At 40.7% G+C, this 19,874-nt stretch carries 16 protein-coding genes; 12 read left to right on the forward strand and 4 right to left on the reverse strand.

What is annotated here, in order from left to right:
* Positions 1-53 precede the first annotated feature (53 nt).
* The 9 genes from THETH_RS07015 to THETH_RS07055 all read left to right on the forward strand — a co-directional run bounded on the left by THETH_RS07015 (position 54) and on the right by THETH_RS07055 (position 13,666).
* Positions 54-1,409, forward strand: a complete 1,356-nt coding sequence (locus THETH_RS07015) for an NAD(P)-dependent malic enzyme (protein WP_013932657.1) — start codon at positions 54-56, stop codon at positions 1,407-1,409.
* The gene (locus THETH_RS07020) at positions 1,399-2,661 is read left to right on the forward strand and encodes a nickel-dependent lactate racemase family protein (RefSeq protein ID WP_013932658.1); all 1,263 of its coding nucleotides are present in this window, start codon (positions 1,399-1,401) and stop codon (positions 2,659-2,661) included. The genes THETH_RS07015 and THETH_RS07020 overlap by 11 nt, the downstream gene beginning before the upstream one ends.
* 80 nt (positions 2,662-2,741) lie before the next feature.
* Positions 2,742-3,995: a glycerate kinase type-2 family protein gene (locus THETH_RS07025; RefSeq protein WP_013932659.1), complete on the forward strand. Its 1,254-nt coding sequence runs from the start codon at positions 2,742-2,744 to the stop codon at positions 3,993-3,995.
* Between the two features lie 118 nt (positions 3,996-4,113).
* The gene (locus THETH_RS07030) at positions 4,114-7,887 is read left to right on the forward strand and encodes a right-handed parallel beta-helix repeat-containing protein (protein ID WP_013932660.1); all 3,774 of its coding nucleotides are present in this window, start codon (positions 4,114-4,116) and stop codon (positions 7,885-7,887) included.
* Positions 7,888-8,091: 204 nt separating this feature from the next.
* Complete coding sequence (locus THETH_RS07035; protein ID WP_013932661.1) at positions 8,092-9,432, forward strand: GntP family permease; 1,341 nt, start codon at positions 8,092-8,094, stop codon at positions 9,430-9,432.
* Between the two features lie 259 nt (positions 9,433-9,691).
* Entirely contained in the window at positions 9,692-10,918 is a 1,227-nt protein-coding gene (locus THETH_RS07040) for an ABC transporter substrate-binding protein (protein WP_013932662.1), read from the forward strand.
* A 52-nt stretch (positions 10,919-10,970) separates the two neighbouring features.
* Positions 10,971-11,837: a carbohydrate ABC transporter permease gene (locus tag THETH_RS07045; RefSeq protein ID WP_013932663.1), complete on the forward strand. Its 867-nt coding sequence runs from the start codon at positions 10,971-10,973 to the stop codon at positions 11,835-11,837.
* Positions 11,834-12,664, forward strand: a complete 831-nt coding sequence (locus THETH_RS07050) for a carbohydrate ABC transporter permease (protein ID WP_013932664.1) — start codon at positions 11,834-11,836, stop codon at positions 12,662-12,664. The genes THETH_RS07045 and THETH_RS07050 overlap by 4 nt, the downstream gene beginning before the upstream one ends.
* Before the next feature lie 15 nt (positions 12,665-12,679).
* Positions 12,680-13,666, forward strand: coding sequence for a LacI family DNA-binding transcriptional regulator (locus THETH_RS07055; RefSeq protein ID WP_013932665.1), 987 nt, complete (start codon positions 12,680-12,682; stop codon positions 13,664-13,666).
* Positions 13,667-14,680: 1,014 nt separating this feature from the next.
* On the opposite strand, the gene THETH_RS07060 is transcribed toward THETH_RS07055, so the two are convergent.
* The 3 genes from THETH_RS07060 to THETH_RS07070 all read right to left on the reverse strand — a co-directional run bounded on the left by THETH_RS07060 (position 14,681) and on the right by THETH_RS07070 (position 17,376).
* On the reverse strand, positions 14,681-15,244 hold the full coding sequence (locus THETH_RS07060; protein ID WP_169310357.1) for a hypothetical protein: 564 nt from the start codon (positions 15,242-15,244) through the stop codon (positions 14,681-14,683).
* A 66-nt stretch (positions 15,245-15,310) separates the two neighbouring features.
* Positions 15,311-15,622, reverse strand: a complete 312-nt coding sequence (locus tag THETH_RS07065) for a hypothetical protein (RefSeq protein WP_041446424.1) — start codon at positions 15,620-15,622, stop codon at positions 15,311-15,313.
* Positions 15,623-15,687: 65 nt separating this feature from the next.
* Positions 15,688-17,376 carry a hypothetical protein gene (locus THETH_RS07070; RefSeq protein ID WP_013932668.1) on the reverse strand — a complete coding sequence of 563 codons (1,689 nt, stop codon included), beginning with the start codon at positions 17,374-17,376 and terminating at the stop codon, positions 15,688-15,690.
* Positions 17,377-17,737: 361 nt separating this feature from the next.
* Here THETH_RS07070 and THETH_RS07075 point away from each other — a divergent pair, with 361 nt between their 5' ends.
* From THETH_RS07075 to THETH_RS10540, 3 genes are all read left to right on the forward strand, one after another.
* The gene (locus THETH_RS07075) at positions 17,738-17,989 is read left to right on the forward strand and encodes a hypothetical protein (RefSeq protein ID WP_157723330.1); all 252 of its coding nucleotides are present in this window, start codon (positions 17,738-17,740) and stop codon (positions 17,987-17,989) included.
* A 264-nt stretch (positions 17,990-18,253) separates the two neighbouring features.
* Positions 18,254-18,895: a hypothetical protein gene (locus THETH_RS10340; RefSeq protein WP_013932670.1), complete on the forward strand. Its 642-nt coding sequence runs from the start codon at positions 18,254-18,256 to the stop codon at positions 18,893-18,895.
* A gap of 56 nt (positions 18,896-18,951) precedes the next feature.
* Positions 18,952-19,113: a hypothetical protein gene (locus THETH_RS10540; RefSeq protein WP_013932671.1), complete on the forward strand. Its 162-nt coding sequence runs from the start codon at positions 18,952-18,954 to the stop codon at positions 19,111-19,113.
* A 59-nt stretch (positions 19,114-19,172) separates the two neighbouring features.
* On the opposite strand, the gene THETH_RS10545 is transcribed toward THETH_RS10540, so the two are convergent.
* Entirely contained in the window at positions 19,173-19,757 is a 585-nt protein-coding gene (locus THETH_RS10545; protein ID WP_013932672.1) for an IS3 family transposase, read from the reverse strand.
* Positions 19,758-19,874: the final 117 nt, after the last annotated feature.

Below are 19,874 nucleotides of genomic sequence, written 5' to 3' on the forward strand. Positions count from 1 at the left end.
TCATTGTATCATAAAGTAGTAGTTAAAAATAGTATAAAGCAGGAGGTGAAAAGATGCTGGAAAATAACCATGTTGAGAAACCACAAAAAACACATGAAGAACTGTCAAACAAAGCCAAAGCTTTTCACTCAATTTACAAAGGCAAAGTGCAAATCGCACCAAAAGTTCCAATTTTATCCTACGAAGACTTTGCCGTTTGGTACACACCAGGTGTGGCAAAAGTTTGTCAAGAAATAGCTAAAGACAAATCAAGGGTGTATGACTACACCAACAGAGAAAACACCATAGCTGTGATAAGCGATGGAACAAGGATATTGGGGCTTGGAGATATTGGACCTGAGGCAGGCTTACCTGTGATAGAAGGCAAGGCTTTGCTTTTTAAGTATCTAGGTGGAGTGGACGCCATACCACTTTGTATAGGTACGAAAAAACTAGAGGAGATCGTAATGTTTTGTAAATGGATTTCCCCATCTGTTGCAGGGATAAACTTGGAAGACATTGAAAGTCCAAAGTGTTTTTTGCTTCTTGAAAGACTGCAGGAAGAACTTTCCATACCGGTTTTTCACGACGATCAGCAAGGTACCGCAACCGTTACACTTGCCGGTTTGATAAACGCCTTACGAATAGTAGGTAAAGATCTATACAACGTGAGAATAGCATTGATCGGCGCAGGAAGTGCAAACTACGCATTTGCAAAATTGCTTGAAAAAGTTGGAGTAGATATGTCCAATGTGATTGTATGCGACGTAAAAGGAATAATAAATAAAGAACGGTTGAACGAATTTGCTGAACCGTTGAAAACCATGTGGTCAAAAACCAATGGAAAGAATATTTCTGGAGGTATACCGGAAGCACTCAAAGGTGCAGATGTTTGCGTTGCATATTCAAAAAGCGGTCCAGGTATTATTTTAAAAGATTGGATTAAACTCATGAACAAAGACGCAATCGTTTTTGCTGGAGCAAACCCTGTTCCAGAGATATGGCCATGGGAAGCAAAGGAAGCTGGAGCAAGAATAGTGGCAACTGGAAGAAGCGACTTTCCAAATCAAGTTAACAACTCACTTGGTTTCCCAGCGATCTTCCGTGGGGTATTGGATGTAAGGGCAACGAAGATAACCGACGAGATGTGCATTGCAGCTGCGCAGGCTATCGCAGACTATGCTTACAGAAAAGGGATCCACGAGGAATACATTGTCCCTACGATGGAGGAAAAAGAGGTTTTCATAGAAGAAGCGTTTGCAGTTGCAAAGAAAGCAATAGAACAAGGTATTGCGCAAAACCCCTTGCCCGATGAAGAGCTTCTCAAGAGAATAAGGGAAAAAGTAGAACAGGGAAGAATGATCAACGAAGCGCTGATTAAGGGAGGAATAATCAAATTACCGCAGTTGGAGGGATATCATGAGAAATAATGAAATTGAATTGAAGTACGGTGAGAAAGTGATAAAACTTCAAATCCCTCAAAATTTAAAATGTGATGTTTTGTTTCCAAATGAAGAATCTTCCGGTGTTGTAGATCCTTTCGCCGAAGTACTTGAAAGTTTGAAAAATCCCATATCAAGCCCTACACTTAAAGAGTTGTTGCAAAAGCATCGCCCAAGAAAAATAACCATCCTTGTCAGCGATATAACAAGACCGTCACCTTCGCATATTCTTGTTCCACCCATTTTGGAAGAAATCACAAAAGCAGGCTTTACACTGGATAAAGTGAAAATCGTTTTTGCATTGGGATTTCACAGAAAGATGACAACCGAGGAAATGCAAAAGGCCGTTGGAAAAGAAGTTTACGAAAAAGTGGAGTGTTTAAACCATGATATTTCAAACTGTGTTTACATTGGAACGACAAAAAGAGGAACACCCGTTGAAATCTTCAAAACAGTTTTTGAATCGGATTTCATAATCGCCACAGGAAATTTGGAACTTCATTGGTTTGCAGGCTACAGTGGAGGAAACAAAGCGCTGCTTCCAGGGGTGTGCAGCAAAAGAACCATAGAAGCCAACCATTCAATGATGCTTTTAGACGGTGCGACTGCCGGAAGAATAGAAGGAAATCCTGTTAGGGAAGATATAGATGAAGCTGGAAAAATGGCTGGAGTAAAGTTCATTGTAAACGCGGTTTTGAACAGCAAAAAAGAAATCGTCAAAGTCGTTGCTGGAGATCCAGTTGCAGCCCATAGGGAAGGAACGAAGCACATAGATAAGATGTACAAAGTCCCCATAAAGAAAAAATACGACATAGTTGTGGCTTCATGCGGTGGATATCCAAAGGATATAAACTTATACCAGGCTCAAAAGGGACTTGATAACGCTTTTCAAGCTGTGAAACCTGGAGGAATAATAATACTTGTTGCCGAGTGTAGGGAAGGTTTCGGAGAAAAAACTTTTGAAGAGTGGATGAGAAAAGCCAAAACCATCGATGAACCCTTGCAGTGGATAAAGGAAAACTTCGTGCTTGGTGGGCACAAAGCCGTTGGATTTTGCAGGGTTTTGAAAAAAGCAGAAATCTTTCTTTGCTCAAAAATGGATCCAAAGGTTGTCAGTGATATTTTCATGCAACCTTTTGACTCCGTCGACGAAGCTTTAAAAGCAGCTTTGAAGAAAAAAGGTGTAGATGCAGATATTTTAATCATGCCATATGCGAATTCAACCTTGCCGTGTGAGTGATTGAAAAGCTTGTCAATGACCGCCTGTGTCAAACAGGCGGTTTTCTGTTGGTACAATAAGATTTGTGAGGAGGTGCAGCAATGTCAAAACACAATCTGGTAAAAGACGCATTGCAGATTATCCAAAAAACCATCGAATCTGTTCTTCCTGACAACGCAGTAAAAGATCAACTTTCCAAACTTAACCTGGACGGAAAATTTTTTGTCCTTGCGATTGGCAAGGCTGCCTGGAGGATGGCAAAAGCTGCTTCTGAGATTCTTAAAGATAAAATTATAAAAGGTGTTGTGATAACAAAGTATAATCACAGCTTGGGTGAAATAGAAAACTTTGAAATTTACGAAGCGGGCCATCCCGTACCAGACGAAAACTCTTTGAAAGCGACCGATAGAGCTTTGCAGTTGATTTCAAAACTCGATGAAACTGTTCAGATACTGTTTTTAATCTCTGGCGGTGGATCAAGTCTTTTTGAAAAGTTGAAGGAAGGTATAACTCTTGCTCAGCTTCAGCAAATTACAAAAGATCTTCTCGCTTGTGGAGCGAATATTACTGAGATAAACGCGATAAGAAAGCGTTTGTCACTTGTCAAGGGAGGAAAATTTGCGGAATTTGTTTACCCAAGAAAAATTATAGCTTTAGTGTTGTCAGATGTTCTTCAGGATAGGCTTGATAGCATAGCCTCTGGTCCAGCTTATCCTGATTTAACAACCACTCAAGAGGTTCTTCAAATTGTCGAGCGCTACAACTTAAGATTAGATGAACCCCTCAAAAGATATTTGCTTGAGGAAACACCCAAAGTTGTCACAAATGCCGAACATTACATTATAGGAAGTGTCAAAACTGCTTGTGAAACCGCGGAAAGCGTCGCAAAATCTCTTGGTTACAATACGGTTATATTGACAACTACTTTGAACTGCGAAGCAAAAGAAGCTGGAAGGTTTCTTGCAAGTATTGCAAAAGAAATACTTATCTTCGATAGACCAATTAGAAAACCTGCTGCGATAATACTTGGTGGGGAAACTGTTGTGCATGTAAAGGGAACTGGGAAAGGTGGAAGAAATCAAGAGCTTGCATTGTCTGCTGCGATTGAAATAGCAGGCTTAAAGTCGGTAGTAATAGCTTCTGTTGGAACAGATGGAACCGATGGGCCAACTGATGCTGCAGGTGGGATAGTGGACGGACAAACTGTTTTAAAGATTAAGGAAGCAGGGTTAGATCCCATTAAACTGTTGGATAACAACGATTCATATCGCGCGCTTGATCTTGCAAATTGTCTATTGAAGATAGGGCCAACTGGCACGAACGTCAACGACCTTGTGCTTGCTTTGATAGCTTAGAGTAAAAGTCCGGCAAATGTTAAAAAGTTTGAGAATGACCATTTTGATGTATAATTTTGGTGGAAAATGGAAAATGAAATTAACTATAGGTAAACAAGAAAAGTGAGGGGGTGAAAGTATGAAACAGTCATTTCTTTTGGTCTTATTTATCTTAGCAGCCTCACTATTACTTGCATCGGTCAAAGAATTGGTGATTTCTGAACTTGAAAGTCAGACGCTGAATTCTTCTATCCATTTTGGTGAATTTCTCATCACAGCTACTTTTGACAAGACGGTGGTCATAGAACCTCACAGCAAGATTGCTTCAGATGGTACAGCTTTCACAAAGCGATTGAAGCTTGGTGGAGCTGGAACTGCAGAGTATCGTTCAATTCATTTTAAAGTCGATGGACCAGCAACAGTTATCGTATATTTGATTAGTTCTAGCAGTAGCGAAGATAGAAAACTTGATCTGTACAAAGTTGACGGAACACTTGTTGCATCGGTACCTGCCCTTGGCCAGACCTTGGAGAAGCAAGTTTTTGAAATAACTGAAGCTGGTACTTATTATCTCGCCTCACCCAAAGGTGGAGTAAACATTTATTACATCAGGGTGGAAGAGAAAATTCTGCCGAAGGAACTTGTGATTTCTGAGCTTGAAAGTCAAAAGATAACATCACCTGTTCGATTTGGACCATTCCTCATAACAGCCACAGCAGATAAACCAGTGGACATTGAACCTCATAGCAAAGTAGCTTCAGATGGTACAACTTTTACAAAGCGCTTAAAGCTCAATGGAGCCGGAACAGCTGAATATCGATCGATTCATTTTTCGGTTAATCGTGCCGCTACCGTGATAGTTTATCTGATCAGCTCAAGCAGCTCCGAAGATAGACAACTTAATTTGTACAAATTAGATGGTACACTCGTTGGATCAGTTCCAGCACTTGGGAAGTCTATTGAGAAACAGATTTTCAAGATAACAGAACCAGGCGATTATTACCTTGCCTCTCCAAGAGCTGGTGTGAATATCTATTACATTAGAATTGAAGAAGAAGGTTCTGAGGCGGTGCAAAAACCAAGACCAGCTTGGGATCAAGTTCCAACACCGAAGATTGTTTCTGTGAAAGTTGATGAAAATGATCCCAATGTAATTATCATCACCTTTGAGGTTGTCACCGGTTTTGAAGGTGCAGATTTAGCTACTATTGAGATTTTGGATGAGCAATTGAACAAACTAGATGAAATTCTTGTCGGAAGTTCCAAGGAGAGAATCAGACAGGTTAGTTATTCACCAAAAAGGTCAGGGACATATCATTTCAAAGTTGTTGCTCGACGAACCGACGAAGAGCTGAGTAAAGATTCTGAAATTCAGAAATTTTCCTTTCTTTTGCCGTTAAGTGCCCCAAAAGTTGAGGCTTACACAAGAAAAAATAACTCTTTATTGGTTGAGTGGAGCGAAGTTAAGGAAGCAGAAAAATACATCGTTGAATTCAAAAGAGCAGACGAGGATTCTTTCAAATTGGTTGCGGATAACTTGACAACCACCTTTTGCACAATAACTGACCTTATACCAAACGTTGAATATGACATAAAAGTTACAGCGGTCAGAGGAGAACAAGCGGTAAGTGGGTATTTAAGAAAGAAAGTTGCTGAAACTGAGGAAAGAAAATGGAAATTCATAAGGTTTGGTCAAACAACCTATGACGATACCAACAGAATTGAATTTCTAGAAGATGGTTCCATAAGGCTCCACGCATGTATCTATGATCCGAACACTTTGCAAATAGTGAAAAAGGGGGGAAAATTCACAGACTTTTTCGATGGGATTTCATTCTATTATACTGAAGTCAATCCATACGAGGAAAACTTTGTCCTCACTGCAACGTTCCATGTTGATTACATAAACCCAACTCCAGATGGCCAAGAAGGTTTTGGAATCATCATCAGAGACTCTCTTGGGGTTCATGGAAGTACGGATCTTTTCATGACAAATTCCGCTGGAATCATTTGTGGAAGGATGAGAAGAGTTTTGCCTGATGGAACAACTCAAGTTATAAGGCCTGCTATGGGAACAAGATTTGTTTATGGTTTAACGCCTGAGCACATTGAGAAAAACATCACCACAGGAGCAACTGTTGTATACAACGCTTTTGATTGGACACCTGGAAAAGTTGTAAAACAAGGAGACACATATACTTTGACGTTGAAGAAGACCAACACTGGTTATCACGCTATCTTGAACAACGATCCATCTACTGAAATAATCATGTACGATAATGGTTGGAAAAAATTAACCGTTCTGGATCCCGAAAAAATCTACGTTGGATTTGCAGCAGCAAGAGGAACGGTTGTGACGATTACAAACATTTCTTTCACGACATCCGATCCCAAGACCGATCCACCTGCGGAGCCTGAACCGCTTCAGGCAGTTGAACCTGTTTACAGAGTTTTGTCTCCATCGACCTCTGGTTTAGAGAACTACAAGTTTGTTTTCTTCGCAAATGCCGATGGAAAACTTTCCATCTTTGATGAATTTGGAACAAAGATTGTTGATGGTCTCAAAGTAACAGCCAACATCGAGACGGATTACCAAATCAAATTGAAAGAGGGAATCAACAAATTCAAAATCTTGTTTACTCCTGAACCAAATTACAGAACAAAAAGTGGCGAATCACTGTCAAGCTATGAAACAAAATCTATGGAATTTCAGGTCGAGTACAGATATTTCGCCAATGAGGTGTTGTACGTGTCACCAACTGGTTCTCCAGATGGGAAGGGCACTTTGGAATCACCAATCGATATCCACACAGCTGTGAATTTCGCAAGGCCAGGGCAAACCATAGTTCTCGAGCCAGGTGTTTACAAGATGAGACAACCTTTGGTAATTCATCGTGGTATCGATGGTGAACCAGATAAACCCATTGTGATGAAAGTTGCCGGGGATCAGCGTGCGATCTTGGATTTCAAAGGAGCAGGTGCTGGGCCACTTTCATCGGCGTTTGCAATCCTTGCCAACCATTGGCACATAAAGAACCTGGATGTTTGCAACAGCGACGGGAATGTCAAAGGAATCAACATTGCCGGTCATCATAACATCCTTGAGAGAGTGAATGCCTATAATAATGGAGATACTGGAATACAAATATCCGGTTTCTCGGCAGATCCATTTGAAAAATGGCCTACGTACAATCTAATACTGAGTTGCATGTCCTACAACAACTGCGACCCTGGTGCAAACAACGCGGATGGTTTTGCGGCAAAGATAACCGTTGGACCAGGAAATGTTTTCAGAAACTGTATAGCCTTCAACAACGTCGACGATGGATGGGACCTTTATTCAAAAGTTGAAACAGGTCCAATAGGTGTGGTCGTAATCGAAAACTGCGTGGCTTACAACAACGGTATAACCTTTGAAGGAAGAACCGGGGAAGGAAACGGCTTCAAACTTGGTGGAGAGGGTATACCAGTGAAACATGTTCTTGCCAACAGCATTGCATACAACAACCTTGGTAGTGGTATCACGAGCAACAGCAACCCCGCAACGATAGTTATGAATACCACCTCTGCGTTCAACAAGAAAAGCAACTATGCGCTGTATGGTCGATCCAACGTTGAAAGAACCTTTGAGGTTAAGGGTATAATATCGTTCAAGCCTGGGGCAGCAGATATAGTTGAGCTTGCAAGCCTTTTGGAAGATCCAACAAATTACTTCAATGGCAGGAACATCAACGGAGAGATCGTGTCTGAAGATTGGTTTGAAAGTGTTGACATTACCATAACACCGACGATCGACGAACATGGTTATATTGACATGAAAGGTTTGTTCGTCCTCACAAACAAAGCACCTTGTGGGGTGGGGGCTGTTCTTCCAAGTTTCTCTATAGGATGTATCACCTGTCCTACAATGTGAAATAGCTTTTCTTAAGTATTTGAGCGCACCGTACGGTGCGCTTTTTGGCTTTTAAGTATCGATTCTCTCACTTTTGTCGCTTGTATTTGAGCTGTTCATAAGGTATGGAGTTATCTATTCTTATTTGGCTAAGAATGTTTCACGAAAATCGTTCTCTTGGTATAATAAATTTGATCCAAATCATTCTAACAGGGGGTGAGTAGGGTGGTTTGGCCAACGGTTTTGCTGGTGCTGAGTATTTTGTTCATAGTTGTATCCACAGTAAGATGGAGACTGCACCCGTTTCTTGCGCTGATCTTCGCAGGATTTCTTTTTGGTATTCTCTCTGGCATGAAACTTGGCGATGTAGTTAGTGCAATCACTGGTGGGTTTGGCGGAACAGTCAGTTCCATAGGTATCGTCATAGTGGCTGGAACGATCATTGGTGTTTTCTTGGAAAAATCTGCAGGCGCGTTCACGATGGCTGAAAGCGTTCTCAAAGTGACCGGCAAGAAAAACGTGCCACTTGCAATGTCAATCATAGGATACATCGTGTCTATCCCCGTTTTCTGTGATTCGGGTTTTGTCATTCTTCAACCTCTCAACAAAGCCTTGACTAAGCGAGCAGGATTGAGCCTTTCGACAACTGCAATAGCTCTCAGCTTGGGTTTATATGCAACACACACGATGGTTCCACCAACACCAGGTCCAATAGCCGCCGCAGGGAACCTTGGTGCGGACCTTGGCTTGGTAATCCTTGTTGGGTTGATCGTTGCAATTCCAGCTATGATAACTGGCTGGATCTTCTCAGTCAAATATGCCTCGAAGATATACATCGATCCGCAGCCAGAGCTGACCGAAGAAGAAATAGCCCAAAGGATGAAGGAAGCCCCAAAAGCGTCGGCTGCTTTCATGCCAATAGTTGTTCCGCTTGTACTTATAGTCCTTAAGTCGATTTCAGATTTTCCAACAAAACCTTTTGGTGATGGTGCGTTTAGACAGCTTGTCGGTTTCCTTGGAAATCCTGTTACAGCATTGATCATAGGTGTTTTGATTGCTTTTGCTTTACCCAAGAAGCTGACGAAAGATATGGTTTCGATGAACGGTTGGGTTGGGCAGGCTGTTTTGAGCGCAGGTGTAATCATACTCATAACGGCTGCTGGTGGGGCATTTGGAAGGGTATTACAAAATTCTGGAGTTGCAAAAATCATAGGTGAACAACTTGCGAAAGCAAACCTTGGAATTTGGCTTCCATTCATAATTGCAGCTGCCATTAAGACAGCCCAAGGTTCTTCCACAGTCTCTTTGATAACGACTTCCGCACTTATGGCTCCCTTGCTGGAACCTTTGGGATTCACATCCGCAATTGCCAAAGCTTTGGTAACAGTTGCCATAGGCGCTGGTTCGATGGTTGTTTCGCATGCCAATGATAGCTACTTCTGGGTTGTTACGCAATTCTCGAATATGGACGTGAAGGCAGGATACAAATTACAGACGTTTGGAACATTTGTTCAAGGCATTGCATCGGCTTTCGTCATTTGGATAATAAGCATCTTTGTCCTTTAATCGTTAGTTTAGCTGCTTGAATAACCTCAGTGGGGAGCGGCTTGCTCCCCGTTTTTCATTTGTATCAATGTTAACTTCGCAAAAAATATTTAGCAACAGCGAGATAGAAAAAGATTGGATAAGAACAAGAAGGTTTTTCAGCGTAGATTGGTTCTTTTTGGGATTTTTAAAGATTAACTGGACTTGACAATGGTATGTTAACAAGGTAACATTTACACCGGTAACGTTACCGAAAATTTTTCCAAGGGGGTGTTTCAGGATGAGGAAATTTTTAATCCTCCTTTTAACCATCCTCGCAATCGTACTCTTTGCCAAGGAAAGAATCGTTGTAAACAGCTATATGTCAGATCCGGCTCCACGTGCAGCTCTTGCAGAACTTGTAAAGATGTTCGAAGAAAAGTATCCTCAGTACGAAGTTGTTGTGAACACCTTTGCACATGAAGATTTCAAGGTCCTGCTCAGAACGTGGCTGGCTTCTCCGAAGGGAACAGCAGATGTTGTAACTTGGTTTGCTGGAGAACGAATGAGGTACTTTGCAGAAATGGGTCTGCTCTATCCTGTAGATGAGGTCTTCGAAGGCTCCAGCTGGTCAGATTACTTCCCAGAATCGTTCAAGAGCACTTGTTCTTACAAAGATAAGATTTACTTCATCCCTCAAAGCTGGTACTGGTGGGGTGTGTACTACCGCAAGTCCATTTTTGAAAAATACGGAATTAAAGCGCCAAAGACATGGGATGAATTTCTCGCAGTTTGTGAAACTCTCAAATCAAAAGGCATCACGCCAATAGCCATAGGAACGAAATTCCCATGGACGGCAGCCGGTTGGTTTGACATTTTGAACCTCAGAATCAACGGACTTGATTTCCACATCGATTTAACGGCTGGTAAAGTTCCATACAACGATCCGAGAATTAAGAAAGTGTTCGAGTATTGGAGACAAATAATCGACAAAGGTTACTATCTTGCTAACCATTCTGCATACGAATGGCAGGAAGCAGCAACGTTCCTCTTCAGAGGAGAAGCAGCAATGTATTACATGGGACAGTTCATCAAAGATGTTGCGCCAGCTGAAGTGAAAGATGACCTAGACTTCTTCAGATTCCCGACCATTGATCCATCTGTTGGGTTGTACGAAGAAACACCAATTGACGGTTTCATGATACCAGCAAATGCTCCGAACAAAAAAGGAGCCATTGAATTTCTCAAGTTCATAGCTTCCAAAGAAGCACAAGAAAAATTTGCCAAAGACCTCGGAAGGTTGGCTGCCAACGTTCACGTTGCACCGCCAGATGAACATGCCAAGAAAGGTTTGCAAATGATCCTTGAATCACATGGTGTTGCACAATTCTACGATAGAGACACCAATCCGGAAATGGCTGAAGTCGGTATGAATGCAATGATAGAATTCATGTTGAATCCTGGAAAAATTTCCTCAATCCTTGATAGACTTGAATCCGAAAGAAAGAGAATCTACGGAGTAAAGTAAACCAATAAACTCCCGTGGGCGTGTGCCCACGGGGTGTTTTGGAGGTTTGCACATGAAAAAGTTAACCCCTTATCTGTACCTTTCTGTGCCTCTTGCGATGTACTTTGTTTGGGTTATATTTCCAATCTTTCAAACAATCTATGTGAGCTTCACAAGATGGGATGGAATGACACGCAAGGTCTTTGTTGGTTTGGAAAATTTTCGAAGGCTTTTTTCAGACAGATACTTTCTTCTTTCGCTTTCTAACAACATAAAATGGATGATAGGTTTTGTACTTCTTTCTGTTCCAATTGGCTTACTTTTTGCAATGCTCATGGATCAAAAGTATCCCGGTCAAAGAGTTTTCAAATCTCTCGTTTATCTTCCAATGGCTCTTTCTTTTGTTGTCATCGGTCAAATCTGGTCTTGGATTTTGGAACCACGTTCAGGTGTTTTGAATGTCTTTTTGAGGGCAGTGGGATTAGGTTCTTTTGCAAAAGCTTGGCTTAGCGATCCTCAAGTTGTAACTTATGCTTTGATCTTGGCAGCTTTGTGGCGTCAAATACCATACGCGATGATCTTGTTTTTGGCTGGACTACAGAACGTGTCTAAGGAACTAGTGGAAGCCGCAGTAGTAGATGGTGCGAACAGCTTTCAAAGATTTTGGTACGTTATCCTCCCACAACTTCGCCCAGCCATGGTTATAGCCATAACTGTGAACATAATAGATTCCCTGAGGGCTTTCGATATAGTGTTTGTCATGACACGCGGCGGACCGTTCTACTCTTCAAGCGTTATGGCTAATTACATGTACATTCATGCATTCCACAACTACAGGATGGGATACGGCGCAGCGATCGCGGTGATTCAATTCTTGATTACCCTTGGCTTCATCTTGCTGTACCTTTACAACGTGCTGAAAAGGGAGGAACGCGAATGAAAAGAAAACTCAAAGCACTCATTTATTATTTACTTTGCAGTGTAATTGTTGTCGTTTGGATGGTTCCATTTGTTGTTGCAATTTTTACCTCGTTTAAAACGATGGACGAAATATTCATGTTGCGAAACTTTTGGTCACCCCCAAGAAACTGGACTTTTTCAAACTTTGTGGTGGCATGGCGTGAAGGTAGAATGAGCATTTACTTTAAGAATACTTTTATAGTAACGGCTGTATCAGTCGCGGGAACTTTATTTCTATCGAGTTTAGCTGCTTTCGCACTTGCGTGGTACAACTTTAAATTTAGAAACTTGATATTGATCATATTCGTAGCTGGTATGTTGATCCCGTTTCAAATGCTCTTGATACCGGTTTACAGGTTTTCGGTTGTCACGGGGTTGTACGATACACTTACAGGAGTTATACTGTTCCATATAGCTTTTCAACTTGGATTTTGTACATTTTTCTTAAGAAATTTCATGGTAACTATTCCTTCAAGCTTGTTCGAAGCTGCGACGATAGATGGTGCAAGCTCTTTTGTCATTTACAGTAAAATAATCATGCCGTTGATTAAACCGGCTTTGGCAGCCCTTGCAATTTTAGAATTCACTTGGATTTGGAACGATTATCTTTGGTCTCTCATACTGCTTCAAAGCGATGCAAAAAAGGTTGTCACAATAGGTCTAACAACACTTCAAGGTCAGTGGATTTCAAGTTGGAATATAATAGCCGCAGGTGCGCTGATAGCAGCGACTGTTCCAGTAACAGTTTTCCTCATTTTCCAAAAATACTTCATAAAAGGATTAACGATGGGGAGTATAAAAGGATGAAAGGAGGATTGAAAGTTGAAAAAATTTGTCACAATCAGTGATGTGGCTAAAGAAGCAGGTGTGTCTATCAATACAGTTTCACGAGTTTTGAACAACAAACCAGACGTGAGTCCTGAAACCAGGAAAAAAGTTCTCGAGGCTGCAAAAAAGTTGGGATACATCAAAAACGCAACTGCTTCATGCTTTAGACGAAGCGTTTCTAAAACTATTGGCGTGGTGTTTGAAGACAGCTCAAACCCTTTTTACACGGAAGTTTTCAAGGGAATAGAAATGAGAGCAAGAGGATATGGATACCAGGTTATCTTAATGAACACCGAAAGGGATTACGTGAATGAGCTCAAGGCTGTGGATACTCTCTTGGAAAAACGGGTGGATGGAATAATAATTTCACCCACACAATTTGCCCAAGAAGATATCGAAAAACTGCTGAAGCTAAACTTTCCTTTCGTGATACTTGGTGTGCATTTTGAAGGTCTTAACGTTGATGAAGTTTATTCTGACGATGTAAAAGGTGGCTATCTTGCGACAAAACACCTTCTTGAAAAAGGCCGACGGAAAATTCTCATGCTTAACGCTTACATGTACAAGTCCGTCGCAAGAATGAGGTATGAAGGATATTTGAAAGCTCATAAAGAATTTGGCATTGAACCTTTTGAAATGGTTGAAATAGAAGAAGGATATGAATCTGCATTCAACAAAATAATGGAACTTTCCAACCTTGATTACGATGCCATATTTTGTTTCAACGACGTTTTTGCCATAGCATGTTTAAAAGCCTTAAAGGCTCTTAAAAGAAACGTACCAGAAGATGTAGCAATAGTTGGTTACGACGATATTTCATATGCCTCGTTTGTCCAACCTTCTTTAACCACAGTTAGGATAGACAAACACATAGAAGGAATGATCGCATTCGACTTGCTTTACGAAAAAATCACCGAACAGCGTTCTTCGCCAAAACAAATCGTGCTCGACGTTGAACTGATCGTTAGGGAAAGTACTTGATCCGCATTGAAAACGGATTTTACATCTTATAAAAAACTCTTGTCATTGTTCATAACTATTTTCAGCAAAAATGATTTTTTCACTTTATATAACAAATCTTGGTAATAATTAGTAGATACGATTTTTATTGGCGATTATTTTTTTTCATTGTTCAGCTCATTATTAATCACAAAATGCATTTATAAATACGTTTCGGATTTTCATTTATCAAACTCGAAAAGGCTGACTCTTCAAATATCAATCTTGCTTAAAGCCTTGTCCGAGGTTATTTCAATCTAGCAGACTTCAAATGCATGTGCCGTTGTTGCAAGCCTATAAGTAATAAGATCCCTCTACAAGTTTTCCCGCGTAGTTTGCCGTTGGTGACAATCAATGAATGCAATATAATGTCTCTTATATTGCACGCCCCACAGCGACATCCAACAATGGCTTACGAGACTCCATGAAAACAAATGCATATGCAGCGAATCTGCGTTGTGTTTAAGCTTATTAACAAGCTACTGTTTTTGGCGCACGCCTTATTTTGGCTTATAAACCCTGTCGAAAGTGTTAGTACCCATTAAGATACCCTTAGACCATTTTGAAGGGGGGTATAGGGGAAATAAAGAGGTGCACGGTAAGCAGTGTAGTTATATGTTTTGTGATATTAATCGTGCTTATAGACTAATAACGTTTCGTTGTAGATATTATAAATCATCACTAATATTAAAAAGCTATGTAGATAAGATACCACCAACAGAAGTAACAAAAATTATTGCAAAATCCACCAAAGCTGGTTAATGAAAGTCAAAATAGATAACAGAAATCCAATTTACTTATCATGTATGAATACTAAAATGGTTGCGATGTGTTACTCATATAAACTGCTCTATTGATGGTAAAACTCGACCTAACTCCAATCTTCCGGTCTAATCAAACAAAAATGGCGGGGTATGTAGAACAGCCTCCAACCCCGCCTTGAATTTAAAAGTATCTCAACTTATCAGGGAATATTACTCACAAAAGTTTCATCAATCAGATTTTTATCTTAGCTATGTATACTTTGCATTCATATTTTAAGGTCACTATTCCAGCAACAATGATTGTTTCGTTTCCTTCTAAAACAAAAGAAGAAAGGTAAAGCTGAGCAGAATCTCGCTGGAGTATTACGTCCTTAATCTGATTGCCCTGGGAATCCAACTTCAGTATCAAGTTGTCTCCCACAACCACGAACTCTCCATTAGAAAGTGATTCTATGTCAAAGAATGAAAACCAACAGTTATAATACTTTATCCAAACTATTTCCCATGAGTTACTGTTGACTTTGATTACCTTATTTCCACCTGCTAAAACATAGTTACCGTCAACTGTTTGCTTTATCACAAAAAAGGAATCCGCTTCCAATTCGTAAACTTCAATCTGCTTAATTTCGCCGTTGCTATTAAGTTCCACTAGTGCAAGTCTTCGGTTGTACTCTTCTTCAACATAAGCACCTACAAGAATATAGCTGTCAAATGCTGTCTTAATCATAGACGAAGGTTGTATAGGCTCATTGTAATTCTTTTCCCATACAGTGTTGCCTTGTTCATCTATTTTCAAAACACAAAGTGTTTGAGTGTGCACCTGATCTTCGTATTTATCCTTATAACCAGCTATTATGTATCCTTAATCGTGCGCTTTTGTTATAGCACCTGGTCCTGAAAGATTAAGTTCATACATTCTTTCAAATAGCTTGTTTCCATTGCTATCGAGTTTCATAGCTATAAGCACGTAATCAAAGTTTTCTTTGCTCGTACCACCTCCGAAAATTATGTATTTGCCGTCATCTGTTTCTATTGCTTTGGCATCAACCATAGTCTCGGCAATGGCCATTTCCGAAGAACAGGTCTTGCTCCAGATGATTTCTCCAGTTGAGTTAATCTTTACGACATAAAAATCACTTGAATAACCTCCTGGACTCGAAAAACCGCTTACCAAATAATTTCCATCTTTGGTTTTTAAGATTGACCGACCTCCTTGAAACCGCCCTTCATCTCCGATAATCAATTCCCAACGACGTTTGATGGCATATAAGTAAAATTCCAACTCATGAATCGATTTGATTTAAGTTCAAATGCAAAATTACCCAAACCATAATATGCTCCGTGGATTCCTCTCTCTAACTTCACAATACCCGTGGTTCCTTGTTGCAAAGGTGGCAACTTATAGTAAAAGTACTCATTATCATATTGATCGAAAGCTCTGTACCGACCACTTTCAAATGTCTCACCATTGCTTAGCGTAAGAGTGAGACCTGCAAAAATGAATCCATCACCCGAGAGCCAATTCTTAAATGGTCCTAATTTGTCTGGATTTTTCCACCGCCACTTGAACGCACAATCAATATCTTCTTGGTATAAGACTATTTCTCCTTGATTCAAGCGTTCTTCCCATCCATCGATAAACTCCCATTCGTTATCTGGATCGATTAATTCAATATCATCCGGTAGTTTTACCTCACCTTTACTGAAGAGAAAACTGTATACGTCATCATGGTGCCCAATTCCCAGTAAATATCTTTTACCTTCGCTATCTGGATTGTTGTTGACGACAACCAGTTGAATTCTCGTGCCAGGTGTAACAGGTATTCCAGATGAAATCAGTTCTTGTCTTCCGCCTTTTGGAATGCTAAACGCGAAAGCAGCGTTTTCGTTTGGATATATTAGTCGAACCCCAACATGCGTTGGTGTATCACCAAACATGTTTTCGATTCTTGCCCAATCGATTACTATGTTAAGCATAAACAAATCTGCATTTTCTGTGAAGAGAATCATCCATCTGGTTGGACTAACGCCTAATACACGCTCAGGATTGGCATCTGGAAGGTAAAACCACGGATAACCACGAGAAACATCCTGCGCCAAACCAAAGTCAGGACCGTATATCGTTATACCAAAGCTTACCTCCAATTGTGTGCTGTTTTTTTGCTTTGGTATCTTAAAATAGTAAGATTGCTGATCTTGCCCCCATGGCAGTGAAAATCGAACGTTATTAAGATAATAATCGGCCCTTACTATAATCCGACTTGCCCCATTATATCGTGATCCAGAAGCTCCCGCAAAAAGACCCAAACTGATCCCATCTTTCCACTTCCACCTAACATCGATGTCTTGATTTGCTGGTAGTACAACATCTTTTTGTACTAATTTTGTCTTCCAAGGTTCCAAGAACTCCCATATATCCATTGTGCTTTGCAAAGTGATGTCTTCAAGTTTCATTTCTGTTATAGCCCCTTGAATTGCAACTGGATCACGGTATCCAACGGCTAAAACATAATTGTTTCTCCAATCGTTTGGATCCATGCTTACAACAACAACTTGCAGAAAAGCAGTTTGTGTAACAGGCACGTTCAAAGTTATGATGCCCTGCGTTTGTCCTTCAACTCTTTCAGTACCTTGAGCAAAGTAATCGTACGAACCATCTGCTTTCGGATAAACAAGCCGAACACCAACGTGCGTCGGTGTCAACCCGCTTCCTGACTCACCAGATTTGACAAAAGTACCACCAAGAGTTCTGTCAAGGTATTCCCAGTCAACCACGAATCGAAACTCGCTCTTTGTGATCGAAGAGTTATCCCCACCGTTGCCTGGAGGGACACTACCAGATACTCCTGGATCTGCACATCCAGCCAGTGTTAAAAGCAACACCCCGACAAGAACCGTTGCTAACCTTAGCAGTTGCTTAACTGACACAGCTACTCACCCCCTGCTACGTGATTGTCTTGACAGTCACGCTGTAACTGACATCGTGCAAATTGAAACTGGTGCCCACAAATATTGCAGTTCGACTTCAACAGTTGGGAAACAGAGTTCAGAGAATTTCAATTATCATTATATCAAACATATATACAATTTGAACAAATACATGTGTAGTAGTTTTTGTTTTAACGGTAGCAAATAATAAATTTAGTCCCAGCTTTATCTTGACCTTATGTTAGTTTTAAGTTCACGGTACCGCGACTCAGTCTTTAAATTTATCTTGATTCGAAATAAATAAACTTCTTCTCAATAAGAATTCACCTGTGAACTGGGAGGAAGCGTGAGGATAAGTGCCTTGAATGATCTACTGAGCAGAAGATTAGTTGCTGCTATAGTGATTATCCTGTTTCTGATCCTTGCCATATGTCCGATCCGACTAATGGCACAGGGAGAAGATGAAGGAGCTTTGACAATCTTTTTGAAGCCAATAGAACGAGTGGTCGTTCCTCTTGGAATGCGATTGACAAAGTATTCGTTCCTGAAATTGTTGCACGAATCATCTGTGGATTCGTCGTGTGAATATGGGACAAAAGTCAACGAGTGTTAATCAAAGAAGAAATTGTACGACCAGCGTATCGCTTAACGACGTTTTGCAGTGAGTCAGAGATGATTCTCCACAAAATCTTACAATGATCCAGTTGGTTGCGCGGCTAACAAACCCCGAAAAAGTATACGTATGGCAGTTTCTTAAACTCCTGCTATCCATACAGCAATTTGTGGTACAAAAGTGCCAAAATGCATTAAGGACGGTCAAAAATTACAGGAAACATCACACTTGACTATCATCCTCAGGTAGAAAGGAGGTGTGAAAATGAACAGGTCAAATAGCCGACTCTGCAAAAAGTTAATTGCCACTACAACGATTATCATATTTTTGTTCATTGTCACAAGTCCGACCCGACTAATGGCACAAGGAGAAGATGAAGGAATTCTGACAGTCTCTTTAGAAGCCAAAAGAATCAGCGGTGGCTCTGTTTCCGATGCCATCGAGAAAGCAATCGTCCCTGAATTTTGTGCACGACTTATCTGGGGATTTGATGTAGAGATATGGGACAGTAGTCAACAAAAGTTGATCAAAAGTGAGACTGTACCAGCTGTATATGTTCCAGCGAAGGACTACTATGGCTACGAGATGATCTCTCCGCAAAGTTTCACAATAAGTCAGCTTGTTGCGGGACAAACGTACCATGTTAGAGTCTTCCCACTTTGCGTCTATGTTTCGCCCAATTTGGTTGACAAATACGGAAGAAAGTATACATATGGAATAGTTGGTTCGCACATTTATTTTCGCTACATGGACAGTACAGAATGGCAGCCAGTCCGTGAACTTCCACAAGGCTATGACATAAGCAACCCCGGATATTTCCTCTGCCATGTTATCTACTGGGAAGGAGACATTCAAGCCACAAAGCGAGGTAAAGGTGCAGGAAGCATCCACGGCACCGCATGGTAATGCGAAAAAGTATGAACTTCGTGTACACAATCATTGAAGAAAGGGGACGAGATTGAGTGGAGGTACAGGTTTTAATAGAAAACGCCGTCTTTGTGAGAAATCTTGTGGCAGAACATGGGCTATCTCTTCTCCTCAAAAAAGAGGATAAGGAAATACTGCTGGATACAGGTCAGAGCGAGAATTTCATAGTAAATTGCGCTCTTAGAGACTTAGGGTGAATTTTGTGTCTGGGAAAGGGTTGAAAGGGTATCCTTTCAGCTTTATTAGTTCTGTCTCATTACTTCCTTACTTTCTTCCTCTTTGATTCTAACAAAAGCCCGTTCTCCTTCATTACCCTGTATACCCTCTTTTTGTTTATCTTCCAGCCTCTTCTCCTCAGCATCGCCCATATCCTTCTGTAGCCAAAGCTCGGATGCTTCCCCTTCAACAATAGTATCTCTCCTATTACATCCCCATCATCCCTTTTCCGTTTGTATCCTCGCTTTTTGTAATAATATCCACTCCTGCTCATCCCCAAATATTTCATTGCTTCACTTATGCTAAAACCTTGCTCTATTAGCTGCCTTGCTATTTGCCTCCATTCTGTGTGACAGTCTTTTTTTAATGTCTCTATCACTATGGCTTGCTTGCCTATGATCTGCTCAAGTTCTTGGATCTTCTTCTCAAGTTGCTGAACTTGGTTGGTATTCTCTGGGCTTTCCAATGCACTTCTACCAGCTTCCAAAAACCTGTCTCTCCATTTGTAATACTGTGCTTGGCTAATCCCATATTCCTTACATATCGCGGCAACCGTTTTGTTGCCTTTAAGTCCTGTGAGAACAATTACCATCTTCTCTTCTGCTGAAAACCTGCTTTTTTTCATACCATTGCCTCCCTATTCTTAGTTTATACTTTCCTGCTGTCTAAATATTCAGGGAGGCAATATATCTTTCTCTGCGCAATCTTTTGCATTCTTTGAATGAGTTTCAAATCTTAGAAT

Source organism: Pseudothermotoga thermarum DSM 5069, from assembly GCF_000217815.1.
In the GTDB taxonomy this organism is placed as follows: domain Bacteria; phylum Thermotogota; class Thermotogae; order Thermotogales; family DSM-5069; genus Pseudothermotoga; species Pseudothermotoga thermarum.